Raw genomic sequence first — 14,906 nt, 5'->3', positions numbered from 1 at the left:
CCCCCCAGGCCCTTGCGGCCTGCCTTCCGTTCGCTACTGGACGGCGCCCCCGCGCCTCAGTAAGCCCCCTGCCCCTGGAGCACCGCACGCAGTGTCTTCCACAAGATCACCGTGTCCAGGGCGAGCGACCAGTCCTCCACGTACCGCAGGTCGAGCCGGACGGCCTCCTGCCACGGCAGGTCGCTGCGCCCGCTGATCTGCCACAGTCCGGTGAGCCCGGGCTTGACAAGGAGACGCCGCCGAATGTCCGGCCCGTACGCAGCGGACTCCTCCGGTAACGGAGGCCGTGGCCCGACGAGCGACATCGATCCGGTCAGTACGTTGAACAGCTGCGGGAGTTCGTCGATCGAGTACCTGCGCAGCACCGCTCCGACCCGGGTCACCCGCGGATCCCGGTGGAGCTTGAACAGCAGGCCCGCACCCTCGTTGCGGTCGGCCAGCTGGGCCCGTGCGCCATGGGCACCAGCGACCATGGTGCGGAACTTGAAGATGGTGAACTCGCGGCCGTCCTTGCCGACTCTGCGCTGGCGGTACAGGGCACCGCCGCGACTGTCCACGGCCACGAACAGCCCGACGAGCACCATCAGCGGCGCGAACAGGATCAGCAGGAGCGTCGCGCCCATCCGGTCGACGACTCCCTTGACCGCCCGCCGGCCCCCGGTGAAGGTCGGCATGCTGACCCGCAGCAATGGGATCCCGAGCACCGCGTCGACGTGCAGCCGCGGGCCGGCCACCTCCATCAGCACGGGGGCCACGACCATCTCGGCGTCGCTGCCTTCGAGGTTCCAGGCCAGCCGCTGCAGTCGGTCCGGTGACCAGTGCGGGTCCGGTGTGACGGCGACGACGCGGTAGCCGTCGCGGTGGACATGGCTTGCGACGTCCGTCAGTTGACCGACGACCGGCACTCCGTCCAGTTGGTCACCGTCGAGCCCCAGTCCGTCCACCGTGCACACCGCGTCCACCCGCCAGCCGAGATGCGGGAACTTGCGGGTTCGGGTGATCAGGTCGCGGACGGTGGCCGGGCTCCCGGCGGCGAGCACCGGTCGCAGGCACTGTCCTTCCTTGCGCTGCTTGTGCAGCCAGAGGCGGAGCACATACCGCTCGGTCATGGTCACGAACGCAATGGCGGGTATGGCGACGAAGATCCAGAGCTTGATGTTGCGCGAGGTGAGAGCGATCCCGCCGAGCGCCAGGACGACGGTCGCCGTGAACAGTGCGCGCCCGAGTCTGCGGAACTCCTCGGCGCCCTGGCCGAGTACGGCCGGAGCCCACGACCGGATCACCGCAAGCGCTCCGAGCACCAGCAGCTCGGTGCCGAATGCGAGGATTCCCCACTTCTCGTGCCAGTTGGCCGCGTCCCGGGCCCCGAAGAAGTTTCCGATCGAAGCCACCACCAAGGCGGTGGCCACGGTGTCGCTGGTGATCACGGTACGGCGATAGCGCTGCTCCCAGTCGCTCGCCGGCTGTCTCAAGGCCCCGTTCGCCAGATGACCCCGCGCCGACGGAAAAGGGCCGACCAATCCCCCCTGCCGCACAGAACCCCCCCGGTCCAGTGGTTCGACATGCTCGCCCAACACTTGTCCCTCCCCCCAGAAGGCCCCCGCCTCCTCACAGTTCTTCACCTCGGGAGGCCCCGCCCCCCGCGCCGCGCTGTTCGTCCCCCCGGGAGGCCCCCGCCTCCCGCGCATGGCATTCCTGCTGTTTCAGCGCTACTCGAACAACCCACCCCGGCGACAGCAGACCCACCTGGCCTGCCAGAAACCCGCCGAAACCTCCGATGCTGCCCGCATCCAAAGCCCCCCGCGGGCTCCAAAAGTTGATCACCCCCAGGTCCGACGCCGAAGGCACAGTCACTGCCGTCCGTAGCGCCAGGCCAATAGATCATCATTTGTCGCCTGGTGTCCCACCATGTGAAGCACGGTCAATCTAGACCATCGAGGCTCACCTGCAGAGAGGGATGTGTGGAATTGGTGGACAAGATTTGAAGGAGGGTCCACGAACCGGTCGCCACCTGCGGGTGCCTTGATGAAGACGACATTCCGCGTGACCTGTGATGACGGAAGTTTCCCGGGCTGCCGACACCGGCAACGCGGGTCCGTTCTGACACTGCCGACTGGCCGCGCTCAGGGCCTGCCCGGTGGATCGTGTTGGTGAGCATGGCGCGTTGGATGCTGGTGGGGCGGGCGATCGACGGCACCGCCCGCGGAAGCGGATCTTCACCGCTTTGCTCGCGCAAGAATGCCTCGAGGGAAATCCCCGCCTGTACTGGCGAGAAATAGGCCGTCAAGGCGAACCAGGAATGCCGAGCGGTCGAAGCGGCGGCCGGCTCATCGATCGGCCTGGAACCGCCCTTGACGGACCGTCACTGATCGGCGGAACCGACACAGCCAGACGTGCTCGCCGACGGTCAGCATCGTGGCGGGCCGCGAGTACCTCTCCCTCGTGGTGGGCGAGGTAGAGGCGCATGCGGTTGTTGTCCTCGGCCTGCAACGCGGTCCACATGCGCTGGAAGTAGGCCAGTGGGCGCGGGATGAACCGGTCCCGTTCGGCGGTCTCGACGTAGATTGCGTTGAAGGCGGGGCAGGTCGCCGTAGCCGCCTTGGACCACTTTGACGCCGGCCTTCTCTGCCTTTTTTGATGTTGCGTCGCCACTGCTGGTTGAGATCGCCCTCGATTTCTTCCAGCGACCGTCCCTTGAAAGGAACTTGGCATACGTAGCGTGGCTGGCCTGCGGCGAAGCCGTCCTCGCCTTCAGCCCCTGCGTGGCGAGAACCCCAGCGGGGACGGCTACGGCCAAGCGGTCTGACCCCACCCCTCCCGAAGGCCCCAGGATGCACCACACCGCTTCGTTGACAGGGCTGCGTCTCTTCAGCCGCCCGTGCACGTACGTCGACGGTGCACGGCATCGTGCACCCGTACGCCGCTGGGCACACCGCCTCCGGTGTGCCCAGCGGAAGCTCTTGGTCCCACGAGGTCACCGACGACCGAGAGGGCGTCGGCGTTGCCGCCGGTGGTCTTCGTCACGCCACCGCTGACGGAGCGCGCCGTGAACAGGATGGACGGGGAGCTGTAGTCGGTCCACATGACCATGTTGCCGTCGGTGTCGGCGTGCCGGGTGTAGTCGCCGTGGACGTAAGTGGTTCAAAGCGCGAGGCCAGGACCACTCGCCGGGCCGGCCCTGGGCACCCCGTACCGCCGACGCAGAGGCCGACCGTCCTCCGGGAGTTGCATGACCCGTCCCGGCTCGCGCTCCCGCCTCAGCGTGCAGCGGGAACTGCCGACCGACCGTCCAGCAGGCTTCCGGCTCCCGGTGCGACCGGGGGCAGGCCGAGCTCCTGCAGGATGCGGTACGCCGTTGCCGTCGCCGCGGAGAGCACAGGTAGTCCGGCTTCGTCCTCGACTGCCTGGATGGAGTCGAGCGACGGCATCTGCACGCACGCCGACAGCACCAGCGCGTCGGCCCTGCTCAGGTCGAGCCGGCGCCGGTGCTCACGCAGATCCGCGGGGTCCAGGCGGGCAACGGCCAGGTTGTCGGGAACCTCGAGGCTCAGGGCATCCACGACCTCGATCCCGGCGTCCTCGAGGTAGGCCACGACCTGGGCGGTGAGCGGCTTCATGTACGGCGTGATGATCGCGACCCGCTTGGCTCCGAGTGCCTCGACGCCGCTCAGCAGAGCGCCCGCGCTGGAGACGACGGGCGCCTTGGCTCCTTCGGCACGCAGCGCGTTCGTGATCTCCGCTTCGGCGGTGCAGTGATACCCGGGCCCCTGGGCCATGATGGCGACCAGGCAGGCGGTGGCGACGACGTCGGGCCTGGCGTCGGCGAGCTCGCCGGCGGCCCGCTCGGTCTGCGCGTTCATCCCGCGCAGTTCCTCGGGGGTGACGTGCTTCATCCGCATCCTGCTGCTGTGGAACACGAACCGGTCGCCAGGTTCGACAACCTCCCGGGCGTTGAGCATCCGGGGCAGTTCGGTCTCCATGGTCAGGTTGGAACTGGGCACGATGAGACCGATGTGATGGTCCGTCATGGGTTTGTCTCCTCCGGTTGCGGGGCTCTCGCCTCCCCGCCCGGAGCACAGAGGGACCGGCTATCGGGAGGGAGTCGTGTTCGGCCCCTCGGCCAGTCCCACCCAGTGATCGGCGAGGGACGTGAGCATGTGCAGATAAGTGGTGCGCTCGGCTTCGCTCAACGCCTCCAGCAGGAGCTCGTCCAGCGCCCGTGCGCGTTGTTCGGCCTCGCGGAGGACGTTCTCGCCGTCCTCGGTGAGGTAGAGCAGTTTGCGTCGCCCGTCGTCAACCGCGGTCTGACGCATGATCAGCCGACGGTTTTCCAGGCGCTTGGCGACGTCGGCCATCGTCGAGGTGTCCAGCGCCACCGCCGAGGCGAGGGAACGCTGATCACGCCCGGGGTATGCCTGGACCGTCTGGAGCACCGCGAACTGTGGTCCCGTCAGGACGGGGTCCACCTCCCGCAACCACACGGCGAGGTAGGCCTGGTACAGACGGCGTACCTGGTAGCCAGGAGCGGCAGTCAGCGCGGCGGGGGGCCTGGGGGCGGTCTCGGCAGCTGGGGTCTCATCAGGCATGTCCACACTTAACCACGGCGTCAGAGCCGGGTTCGACGCCGGTGAGTATTCCGCGCAGGGCCGTGCGCAGCGCGGCGACGGCGGTCTCCGGCTCGTCCCAGAAGATCATGTGCCCGGCACCGGGAATCCTCGCCATGGAGGCCGCGGGGTTCGTTTCAGCGGCCTCGGCCGCTCCGGCGGACGTCACGACCGGGCTGTCGGCGCCGTAGAGCAGGGCGACCGGGGCGGACACCTGCGGCCACCAGGTGAAGAAGTCCTCGTGCTCGAAGCCGTGATGGGTGCCCGCGATCGCGTCCCGTGTGCAGCTGGACAGCCAGTGCGCCCGCAGTTCCCGCTCGCGGCGCGGCCACGTGGGCCAGTGGCCGGCGACTTCGTCGGCGTCCGTGCCGCGGTGCGCCTCGGCAAGTTGTTGGAGGAAGGCGTCGAGGCTCGTGGGATAGGTGCCTCGGCCTGGGCCGCTCATCGGCGGGTCGGCCAGGACGGCGCCTTCCACGGGCACCTTGGCTCGTGCAGCGGTGGCGGCTGCGATACGAGCCCCCATGGAGTGCCCGAACAACAGCGGGCGTTGAAGTCCGAGCCCGGTGATGAGCGCCTCGACGTCCTCGGCATAGGCCTCCAGGGTGTGTCCGGGAGCGTCGTCGGACAGTCCACGGCCGCGTACGTCGAGGACCACCGGCCGGACCAGGTCCGTCAGTTCACGGGCGATGAAGTCCATGGTGATCGCTGGGCTGGTGATGCCGGGGAGAACGACGAGTGGGGGCAAGTCTCCGCCGTAGTCCAGGGCATGCAGGCGTACGGGGCCGGAGTGGACCCAGCGGCTGGTGGCGGGCACGTCGGCGAGTTCGGCGAGCGCGGATTGCGGGATCGATCGCTGCGACATGGGGTTCATCCTCAAAGGCTCAGGTCTCTGGTGTGGTCTCGCCGGGACGCCGGCAGGGAGGCGAGATAGCCCACCGCGTCATCGACATCGACGACGTCGCCGTACTTCGCCTGGAGGTCGAAGAGCGCGGCCTGCGCCGGGCCGTCGGCCCGGTCGCCGACGCAGTCGCGCGGCACAAGGACCGGGAAACCGGACTGGACGGCGTCCACGGCGCTGGCCCGGACACAGCCACTGGTCGTCGCTCCGCACACGAGGACGGTGTCGCAGCCCAGGCCGGTCAGGGTGGCAGCGAGGCTGGTTCCGAAGAAGGCGGAGGCGCCCTTCTTGACGACGAGGTGGTCCTGGTCCGGATGCCAGGGCAGGCGCGGGTCCAGGGCCACTGCCTCACTGCCGTCCACCAGTGAGCGCAGTCCGGGGGCCTTGCGCAGCCAGGTGACCGCATCGCCGGCCGCTTCCGCCTGCGTGTAGGAGATAGCGGTGAAGACGACCGGGACGTCAGCGGGGCGACCGGCCTCGATCAGCCGCGTGGTCGACTTGACCACGTCGGTGAGGTCGGCGCCCGTGGGGTAGGTGCTCTCGGTGAAGCCGCGGGTGAGGTCGACCACGAGGATCGCGGGGCGTGTGCCGCGCCGGACCGCGGCGCCGAAGCCGGCCTGCTGGTAGGTGTCGTCGGTCGTACGGCCGTACAGTCCGTTGCTCATGAGGGCCTCCGCAGGTCGCGCAGCTGCACGGACTGGGCCCTCAACTTGCCCAGTAGCCAGCCCTGGAGGAGGCCGGCCGCGAAAACGGCAGCGACCGGGCCGTATTTGTTCAGGAGCGGTCCCGCGACCAGGGACAGGCCGTCGAGTTCCGCAGCGGCGGTCGGGGAAGCCGACTGGTTGGGGGTCGGCGTCGCGGGGATGGCGGAAGCCACCGGCGCTGTTACGGCGACGGCGTCGGCCGCGGGGGCGTCCAGCAGGTTCCCCAGGTTCAGCGCGAACTGCTGCAGGATGCGCTCCGACACGGTGGCGATGGCGCCCTTGCCGAACTGAGCGATCTTGCCGCGGATGACGAGGTCGGTGGCGAGGTTGAGTTGTGCGCCTCCGGGGGACTCGACGACCTCCAGGGCGACCTCGGCCTCCGCGTCGCCGCTGCCGTGGGTGTCGGCGCCGGTGGCGTGAACCCGCAGTCGCCGTTTGTCGCTGTCGACCTCCAGGAAGCGGACGGTGCCGGCGTAGGCGGCGGTGATCGGGCCCACCTTCACCTTGACCGCACCGCGCCACAGGTCGCCGTCCTGGCCTTCCAGCGCGGCGCCGGGCATGCACGAGGCGACCCGCTGGATGTCGCTGATCAGGGCGAACACCTCGTCGGGCGGCGCCTTCACGGGAACGGTGTTGGTCAGTTGCATCCGGTCGTCTCCTTGCAGCCCTGGGCGCACTCGGTGCGGCGGGCGGTTGCGCAGGCGTCGATGGCCTCGACGATGGTCTGGTAGCCGGTGCATCGGCAGAGGTTGGCGGCGACCACATCCCTGATCTCTTCCTTGGTCGCCTCGGGGCGTTCGGTGAGGAACCCTTCGGCGAGCATCAGGAAGCCGGGTGTGCAGAAACCGCACTGCAGGGCGTGGTGATCCCGGAATGCCTCTTGCAGGTCCGTGAGGTTGCCGCCACTGCCCAGCGACTCCACGGTCCGGATCTGCGCGGTCTCCGCCTGGGCCGCGAACATCAGGCAGGCGCGGGCCGGACGGCCGTCGACCAGGACAGTGCAGGCCCCGCAGATGCCGTGCTCGCAACCCACGTGTGTGCCGGTGAGGTGCAGGTCGTGGCGGAGCACATCGACGAGGGTGCGGCGGGACTCGGTGATCACCTCGTGCCGTTCGCCGTTGACGTCCAGGGTCAGCAACTGCAGGTCCCGGGTGCTGGGTTCGGTCATGCGGGGATCTCCTGGTTCAGGGCACGGTGGACCGTCTGGGGCGTGATCGGGGTGTTGTCGAGTTCCACACCGGTGGGGCGCAGGGCGTCGTTGACTGCGTTGAGGACAGCGGCGGGGGCGCCGATGGTGCCGCCTTCGCCCGCTCCCTTGGCTCCGGTCTCGGTGAACGCGCAGGGGGTTTCGAGGTGGTGGATGGCCACGTCGGGGATCTCATGGGCGGTGGGCACCTTGTAGTCCATGAACCCGGTTGCCGACGGCTCGCCCTGGGCGTCGTAGGTGATCTGCTCGAAGAGCGCGCCCGCGATGCCCTGGGCGATGCCGCCGCGGCACTGTCCCTCGACGACCTGGGGGTTGATGGCGACACCGCAGTCCTCGACACACACGTAGCGCAGAATCTCCACCTGTCCGGTGCCCTGGTGGAGTTCGACGACGACGCCGTGGGTGGCATTGGAGAAGGTGCCGTCGTTGAAGACGTCGAACGTGGCGGTCGCGCTCAGCCCGGGCTCGATGTCCTTGGGCAGCAGGTGTGCCTTCAGGTACGCGATGTCGGCGAGTTCCGTGTACGGCAGGAAGTCCCGGTCCGGGCCACAACGCTGGGCTCCCCCGCCGGTCAGCCCGACGTCGTCGGGGTCGATGTTCCAGTGGGCGGCTGCGATGCGGCGCAGTTTGTCGCCGAGGCGGCCGGCCGCGATCCGAACCGCGCTGCCACCTATGGCGATCGAGCGACTGGCGAACGTGCCCCAGCCGTAGGTGATGCGGTCGGTATCGCCCTGGTGGAGCTTGACCTTGGCGAGGTCGAGGCCGAGTTCGTCGGCGACGATCTGGGCCATGGTCGTCTCGTGGCTCTGTCCATGGCTGAGCGTGCCGGTGGTCACGGTGACGGCTCCGCTGGTGTCCATGCGCACTTCGGAGATGTCGAAGCCGGGTACGACCTGCATCTTGCGCTGGGCGAAGGCGGCGGAGCCGTAGCCGGTGCGTTCGCTGAAGCAGGAGTAGCCGATGCCGATGTGACGGCCCTGCTGTGCCGCCTCGGCCTGCTTCTCGTACCAGCCCTCGTTCACGAGCTGCTGCTCGCACAGGTTGAGGGATTCCAGGTAGGAGCCGGGGTCGTAGGTGATGTTGTTGACTCCGGTGTACGGGAATTCGGTGATCACGTTTCGGCGTCTCACCTCGACCGCGTCCAGGCCGAGTTCGCGGGCGGCACGCTCAAAGAGACGCTCGACGACCATGACGTACTGCGGGCGGCTCACTCCACGATACGGGCCGGTGGGCGCCTTGTTCGTGGTGATTGCGCGGCCGCGTACCCGGTAGGCGGGGACCCGGTAGACGCCGGGCATCTCGGCGGAGGCCATGAGCGGCTCGATGCCCGCGGTGAACGGGTAGCAGGAGTAGGCGCCCATGTCGCACACGACGTCGGCGTCGAGGGCCAGGATGTGGCCGTCGGCGTCGAAGGCGGCACGGGCCCGGTAGTGCTGCTCGCGAGCCAGGAACGAGGCGGTCAGAGCGTCCCTTCGGTCCTCGGTCCACTTCACGGGGCGGCGCAGACGCAGCGCCGCGGCTGCCGCGGCAATCTCCTCACGGCCCACGACACACTTCTGGCCGAAGCCTCCGCCCATGTCGGGGACGATCACACGGACAGCCCGCTCGTCCAGGCGCAGACAGCGTGAGGCCACCGTCCTTACCTGGTGCGGGACTTGGGTACAGGTGTGCAGGACGAGCTGCTCCTCGCGCTCGTCCCAGTGAGCGACAGCGCCGCGGGTCTCCAGGGGCAGCGCGTTCTGCCGGCCGGTGCGGGTCTCGACGTCCACGACGCAATGGGCGCCGGCGAAAATGTCGTCGATGCCGTCCGTGGCGAAGAGCGATACGTCGACGAGTGTGTTGTTCAACGCCTCCTCGTGCAACCGCGTGGCGTCCGGGGCAAGGGCCTGCTCCTCGCTGGTAATGGCCGGCAGAGTGGAGTATCTGACCTTGGCGGCCTCCAGACCGTCCTCCGCCGCGTAGGGATCACGGGCCACCACCACGGCAACGGGTTCGCCGACGTAGCGGACGCGGTCACGGGCGAGGACGGGCATCGCGGTGGGCACGTACTCGCTCCGCGGGCGCCCCAATTCGGCGACGATGTCGCCGAGCTGAAGGTCGTCGGCGGTGAACGCGGCAACGACGCCCGGGACTTGGAGCACCGGGGTCAGATCCACGGACGCGATCTCGCCATGCGCGACGGTGCTGCGCACGAACTGGGCGTGGAGCATCCCGGGCAGTGCGATGTCGTCGACGAAGCGTCCGCGCCCGGTCAGCAGCCGGGGGTCCTCGCGGCGCGGGACTGAACGCCCCACCAGTTTACGGGAGTTCGGTGTTGAGCTCATGCGGTGATGGCCTCCTCGCAGGCGCGCTGTACAAGGGTGCGGACAAGGCCCTTGCGGTATGCGGTGTCTTCGGGCGGGTCGACGGCTGCGGCCGCTGCCGCGGCGCAGTCGGCGAACGAGCCGCCCGTGGCCAGGACTTCTTCGGCCTCCGGTACACGGACGACGGAGGCTGCGACACCGCCGAGTCCGACCCGGCCCCCGCACACGGTCCCGTCGACCACGTCCAGGTCCACGGCAGTGGCGACCAGGGCGAAGTCTCCTCGTCGTTCTGCAAATTCGGTGAGCGCCGCGTGGGGTGCGGGGCGTGGGAAGACGACTTCGACGAGGAGTTCGTCCGGCGCCAGTGCGCTGGTGTAGTAGCCGTGGAAGAAGTCCGAGGCGGGGATGGTGCGCTCGGCGCGAGGGCCTCGGACCACGAACCGGGCGCGCAGCACCATCGCGAGCAGGCACCACTCAGCGGTGGCGTCGGCGTGCGCGAGGCTTCCGCCGACCGTGCCGCGGGTCCTGATGGGCAGGTGTCCCACCCACTCCATGGACCGGCTCAGCACGGCGAAGTCCCGCCCGAGCACACCCTGCGGATCGCGCTCCACGGTGTGGTGCGTGGTGAGGGCCCCGATCCGCAGGGCACCGCTGGAGTCCCGCTCCATCCGGTCAAGTTCCCGCAAGCGCGCGATGTCGACCAGATGGCGCGGGCGCGCCAGTCGGTAGTTCATCATCGCGACGAGACTCTGTCCGCCGGCGACAACCTTGGCGTCGTCACCTAGGTCGGCGAGCAGACGGAGTGCGCCGTCGACATCTCGCGCCCGGTGATAGGCGAACGGGGCGGGCTTCATCGGATTCCTCCGGTCTGGGTACGTAACGGGGCCTGGGGCAGGTCAGGTTGCGGCAGCTTCCGGCACGGCACGGGTCTCCGGCGCCGGTTCGTCGAAGGCGTCCAGTACCGCTCCCTTGGTCTCGGGTGCGGCGATCGCCATCCAGACCACGGCGGCCAGCACGGCCGCCCCGAGCACCGTGAACGTGACGGGCAGCCCCAGCAGCGGCCACATGACCGAGCCGAAGAGCAGCGGGGCGAAGCCGGTCAGCGCGCGGCTGACCGATGAGGCCCAGCCGAAGCCGCTGGCCCGCAGATGGGTGGGGTAGAGCTCGGCGGTGTAGGCGTACAGGGCGGGGATGGCCAGTTGGGCGAACAGGCCGAAAACGGCGATGGCGAAAACGGCCGGCGTCGCCATGTGCCGCACCACCGCGAAGGCGACCAGGGCTGCGGCGGCGAGCGGCGCCGAGACACCGATCAGCCACTTGCGGCCGACGATGTCGACGAGGGCGGTGGAGAGCAGGACACCGGCGATCCCGACGGCGCTCATGATCGTGGTGCTCATGAAGGCGGCGGTGTCGCCCTGGCCTTCCTCCTTGAGGATGGACGGCAGCCAGCTGAGCGCCGCGTAGTACACCAGCATGATCGTCGCGAAGAGCAGCCAGGCCACCGACGTGATCCGCGGATTGAACCGCCAGATACCGACGAGCTGTTGCACTGCGGCGGCGACGCCGCGCGGGCCGGTCTCGTGCTGCGGTGCGGGGATGCTGTAGGGCTCGACGGGTGCTCCCGTGCGGGCCACCAGGTCGTCGATGACCTCTCTGGCCTCCGTATCGCGGCCCTTCTTGGTGAGGTAGACGGGCGACTCCGGGATGCCGCGCCGCACCCAGAACAGCAGGAGTGCGGGCAGCACCATCGTGGCGAGCATCCACCGCCAGTCCCCCGCTACCCCGACGAAGCCGGTAGCCACCAGACCGCACAGGGTCACGCCGATCGGCCACCACAGGTCAAGCGCGGTGAGGACCCGGCCCCGGTACTTGCGGGGCGAGAACTCCCCTACCAGCGCGTAGTCGACGGGAATGCAGCCGCCGAGGCCGACGCCCGCGAGGAAGCGCAGGAGCAGGAAGACGGAGTAGATCGGAGCGAGGGCGCCGAGGACCGAGAACAAGGCGAAGATCAGCAGAGTGACGCTGAATGCCTGCTTGCGTCCGATCCGGTCGGCGACCGCTCCCCAGACGACGGCGCCGACGGCCATGCCGACCAGGTTCGCGGTCGCGACCAGACCGCGCTCAGCGAGGGTGAGATCGAAGTGGTCGCCGAGCAGCGGCATGAGGAAACCGTTGAGGGCGATGTCGTAGGCATCGAAGAGGTAGCCGAGGCCGCCGATGATGAAGATTCTTCCCTGGACTGACCATCTCCAGGGCAGGTCCTGCACGATCTGATCGCCTGTTTTCACGTTCGCTCCATAGGGGGCGTCGGGGAGGGTGAGTGGGCGGTGCGGCTGCGGCTCGGCGGTTGTGAGGGGACGGATTCGGCTGGGCGCCGGGCGTCCGGCGGTCAGCGTGCGAACGGGTAGGCGATCGCCTCCAGGTCAGGGTCGTTGAGGGGTGTCCCGCCCCAGAGCCACTGGTAGGAGACATCCGACTCTCCGTCGAAGGAGCGCCCCAACTCGGCGTCCCTGGCCCGCTGCAGAGGGCCGTCGGGGAAGTGGTAGAAGGTCTTGTTCTGCAGCGACGCGTCCTGGACCATCCCGGCGTGCTTGGCGCGGCGGTCGGTGTAGCGGTGCAGGGCTCCCGCAATGCCGTCGGCGTCGACCCGGCCCAACTCCTCGGCGAGCACGGCAGCGTCCTCCATCGCCTGCGAGGCACCCTGCGCCTGGTAGGGCAGCATGGCGTGGCAGGCGTCGCCGAGCAGTGACAGGTGACCATCGGTCCAGACCGGGTCGCGACGCCTCCGGTAGAGGGCGAAGCAGGAGACGTCCTCCTTCGCCTTGGACAGCATCGCGGCGACGCGGTCGTCCCAGCCGGGGAAAGCGTCCACGAGCGCGTTGGCGTCGGAGGAGACGTTCCACTTCTCGGCGACCTCGTCGGTGCACGGGACGCAGGCCACAATGTTGAGGTACTCGCCGCCACGGATCATGTAGTGCACGAGGTGGCGGTCGGGGCCGTACCAGATGGTGCTCTGGAAGCGGTCGAAGAGGAAGCGGGTGGCCGGGTCTGCGGCGATGAGGTCGCCGGGGATCAGCGCCCGGAAGGCCATCTCGCCTGAGAACTCAAGGGTGTCGGGCAGCCCCATGAGGTCACGGACCCGTGATCGTATGCCATCGGCGCCGATCACGACGTCACCCTCGAAGCGCCGACCGTCTTCGGTGATGGCCGCCGGACGGCGAGGGTTGCTCCGGTCCAGGCCGTCCACGCGGCTGTCGGTGTGCAGTTCGACGATGGGTCCGGGGCCGTTCGGGTCGACGCAGGCGTCCAGGATGACGCGGTGCAGATCGGCACGGTGATAGTGCCAGTACGGGGCGTTGAATTCCCGCTTGCAGCGCTCGCCGAGCTGGGTGAGCCCGATGACGCTGCCATCCTTCCACCTGCGCCGCACCTGATCCTGAGGCTCGGTGTGGATGGCTTCGAGCTGCTTGCGCAGGCCGAGGCCGAGCAGGACGCGACTGGCGTTGGGGGCCGTCTGGATGCCCGCCCCGATCTCGCCGAACTGCGCAGCCTGTTCCAGCACGGTGACCCTGATACCTCGGTGCCGCAGGGCCAGCGCTGCGGTGACCCCGCCGAGCCCGCCACCGGCGATGACGACTTCGAACGATTGGGAAGGTGCCATGAATTCTCCAGAAGAGGGTTGCGGCGGGTGGTGGCGGGGGCGGAGCGGAGTGTCAGGCCTCGACGAGCCGTCCGGCGGTGACGACGTCCATGCCGTCGACGGAGACGGTGCAGCCCCGCATGGCGACGTCGATGTGGGCGTACGACTCACGGCCGAGTACAGGGTGAGGGCCGGTGGACCACAGGAAGTTGCCGGCGAAGGCCCGGGCGTCCATGCCCATCAGCTCTTCCTTGCCGTACAGAGCTGTGGCGAACCAGTCGGCGGTCTTCATGAGGCCCCAGCCCATGTGGGAAAGGCTGCGGGCCCACTGGTCGTCGGCGTCCTCGAAGTAGGTGTTGAGCAGCTGTGCCTCGGCACCGCCGGACACCTTCTCGATGGTGCCGCCGGCGATCTCCAGAGTGACCGGCTGGCGCACGTACTCCTTGAACGGCAGGAGGATGTCGCCCTCCGTCAGCACGATCCGGCCGTCGGAAAGCTGCGGCCAGCACAGCACCATGGTGCTCGGCCAGTGGTCCCAGCGGCCCGGGTCGTCGGCGAAGCCCACCTGGAACTCCGGCTTGGAGCCCGGCAGTTCGACGGTGAGTTCAGTCCCTGCCTCGGACGTCACCCGCATCACCGAGGCGGACTTGAGCAGCTCGACGCCATTGAGGACGCGGACCTTGTCGTCCTCCTTCGGCAGGTTGCGAATGAGGACGTCAGGGGCGTCACAGACGAAGATGATGCGCGTGCCGGCGCGCAGGATCTCCTGCTGGAGGGGCGCGTGGATGAAGCCTTCACGGGTCAGGTCGACGACCAGGTCGGCAGCCTTGAGCATCTCCTGGGCGGTGGTGTCGTTCAGCACCGAGGTCAGCCCCGGACCCGCGCCGGTGCGAGTGCTGTCGGCGGGGGCCGGGTTGCCGCCGGGCACGGTTGCGGAGATGACGTGGGCGTCGCAGGCCTTCGCCGCTCCGAAGGCCGCCGCGATGTAGTCGCCGCGACTCGTCGGCTCGGACAGGACGACCACATGCTCGCCCGGCTGGAGCTTGCACAGCCTGAGTTCACGAGTGAACGCGTCGAGCAGGTCTACGGATGCGAGATCGTGCATGTCTCTGCTCCAAAGAAAGAGGGTGGTGGGAGACGTCCGCTCCTTGGTACGGCGATGAAGGAGGGCGCGCATCGGACCACGGCCCGAGACCACCGCGTCAGAACCGATGACGTGGAGCCCGGCCGGCGGAATTAATCCGAACACGTACTATCTCTGCCTGGCAAGAGACCGTCGTGAAATTATGAGAGGTTTACTTCCAGGAACCACGGTCGAAATCCGCACGACTCCGCACCGAAGGAAGGCGAGCCTGGCGGCGATCACGGCCTGACCAACCGCCTTGACCAGCCCAGGGGTTGCAACCACTGCGTGCAGCGACCAGGCGAAACTCCTGGCCGCCGACTGTGTGATCTTGGTCGTGAACCCGTCTACCAGGAACTTCGTCGATTCGTACAGCCCGCCAACGCCTCACGTCGTCATCGGGTTGGAAAAGACTCCCTACGCCTTC

Annotated in this window: 13 protein-coding genes and 1 pseudogene; all 14 read right to left on the bottom strand. The window is 68.7% G+C overall.

What is annotated here, in order from left to right:
* Positions 1-56: 56 nt before the first annotated feature.
* Positions 57-1,535, bottom strand: coding sequence for a sugar transferase (locus ACWFR4_RS36830; protein WP_453656183.1), 1,479 nt, complete (start codon positions 1,533-1,535; stop codon positions 57-59).
* A gap of 852 nt (positions 1,536-2,387) precedes the next feature.
* Positions 2,388-2,753, bottom strand: a pseudogene (locus ACWFR4_RS36825) (lipid II:glycine glycyltransferase FemX); the annotation flags it as partial.
* Positions 2,754-2,868: 115 nt separating this feature from the next.
* Positions 2,869-3,090: a hypothetical protein gene (locus ACWFR4_RS36820; RefSeq protein WP_453656182.1), complete on the bottom strand. Its 222-nt coding sequence runs from the start codon at positions 3,088-3,090 to the stop codon at positions 2,869-2,871.
* Between the two features lie 167 nt (positions 3,091-3,257).
* Positions 3,258-4,028 (bottom strand): maleate cis-trans isomerase family protein, encoded by a 771-nt coding sequence (locus ACWFR4_RS36815; protein WP_453656181.1) that lies wholly within the window; start codon positions 4,026-4,028, stop codon positions 3,258-3,260.
* A 60-nt stretch (positions 4,029-4,088) separates the two neighbouring features.
* Positions 4,089-4,586, bottom strand: coding sequence for a MarR family winged helix-turn-helix transcriptional regulator (locus ACWFR4_RS36810; protein WP_453469805.1), 498 nt, complete (start codon positions 4,584-4,586; stop codon positions 4,089-4,091).
* A complete protein-coding gene (locus ACWFR4_RS36805) occupies positions 4,579-5,466 on the bottom strand; it encodes an alpha/beta fold hydrolase (protein WP_453656180.1) in 888 nt (295 codons plus the stop codon). Before ACWFR4_RS36805 ends, ACWFR4_RS36810 begins: the two co-directional genes overlap by 8 nt.
* A gap of 11 nt (positions 5,467-5,477) precedes the next feature.
* Positions 5,478-6,167, bottom strand: coding sequence for an isochorismatase family protein (locus ACWFR4_RS36800; protein WP_453656179.1), 690 nt, complete (start codon positions 6,165-6,167; stop codon positions 5,478-5,480).
* Positions 6,164-6,853 (bottom strand): SRPBCC family protein, encoded by a 690-nt coding sequence (locus ACWFR4_RS36795; protein ID WP_453656178.1) that lies wholly within the window; start codon positions 6,851-6,853, stop codon positions 6,164-6,166. The genes ACWFR4_RS36800 and ACWFR4_RS36795 overlap by 4 nt, the downstream gene beginning before the upstream one ends.
* A complete protein-coding gene (locus tag ACWFR4_RS36790; protein ID WP_453469606.1) occupies positions 6,844-7,374 on the bottom strand; it encodes a (2Fe-2S)-binding protein in 531 nt (176 codons plus the stop codon). Before ACWFR4_RS36790 ends, ACWFR4_RS36795 begins: the two co-directional genes overlap by 10 nt.
* Positions 7,371-9,737, bottom strand: a complete 2,367-nt coding sequence (locus tag ACWFR4_RS36785; protein WP_453656177.1) for a xanthine dehydrogenase family protein molybdopterin-binding subunit — start codon at positions 9,735-9,737, stop codon at positions 7,371-7,373. The genes ACWFR4_RS36790 and ACWFR4_RS36785 overlap by 4 nt, the downstream gene beginning before the upstream one ends.
* Entirely contained in the window at positions 9,734-10,570 is an 837-nt protein-coding gene (locus ACWFR4_RS36780; RefSeq protein WP_453656176.1) for an FAD binding domain-containing protein, read from the bottom strand. Before ACWFR4_RS36780 ends, ACWFR4_RS36785 begins: the two co-directional genes overlap by 4 nt.
* 42 nt (positions 10,571-10,612) lie before the next feature.
* The gene (locus ACWFR4_RS36775) at positions 10,613-12,004 is read right to left on the bottom strand and encodes an MFS transporter (protein ID WP_453656175.1); all 1,392 of its coding nucleotides are present in this window, start codon (positions 12,002-12,004) and stop codon (positions 10,613-10,615) included.
* A 101-nt stretch (positions 12,005-12,105) separates the two neighbouring features.
* A complete protein-coding gene (locus tag ACWFR4_RS36770) occupies positions 12,106-13,377 on the bottom strand; it encodes an FAD-dependent monooxygenase (protein WP_453656174.1) in 1,272 nt (423 codons plus the stop codon).
* A gap of 52 nt (positions 13,378-13,429) precedes the next feature.
* The gene (locus tag ACWFR4_RS36765) at positions 13,430-14,461 is read right to left on the bottom strand and encodes a hypothetical protein (RefSeq protein ID WP_453656173.1); all 1,032 of its coding nucleotides are present in this window, start codon (positions 14,459-14,461) and stop codon (positions 13,430-13,432) included.
* Positions 14,462-14,906 lie beyond the last annotated feature (445 nt).

It is taken from the genome of Streptomyces sp. NPDC055140, from assembly GCF_053607285.1.
Note: the sequence above shows the minus strand (reverse complement) of the source record. Positions and strands in the feature narration are given on the sequence as shown.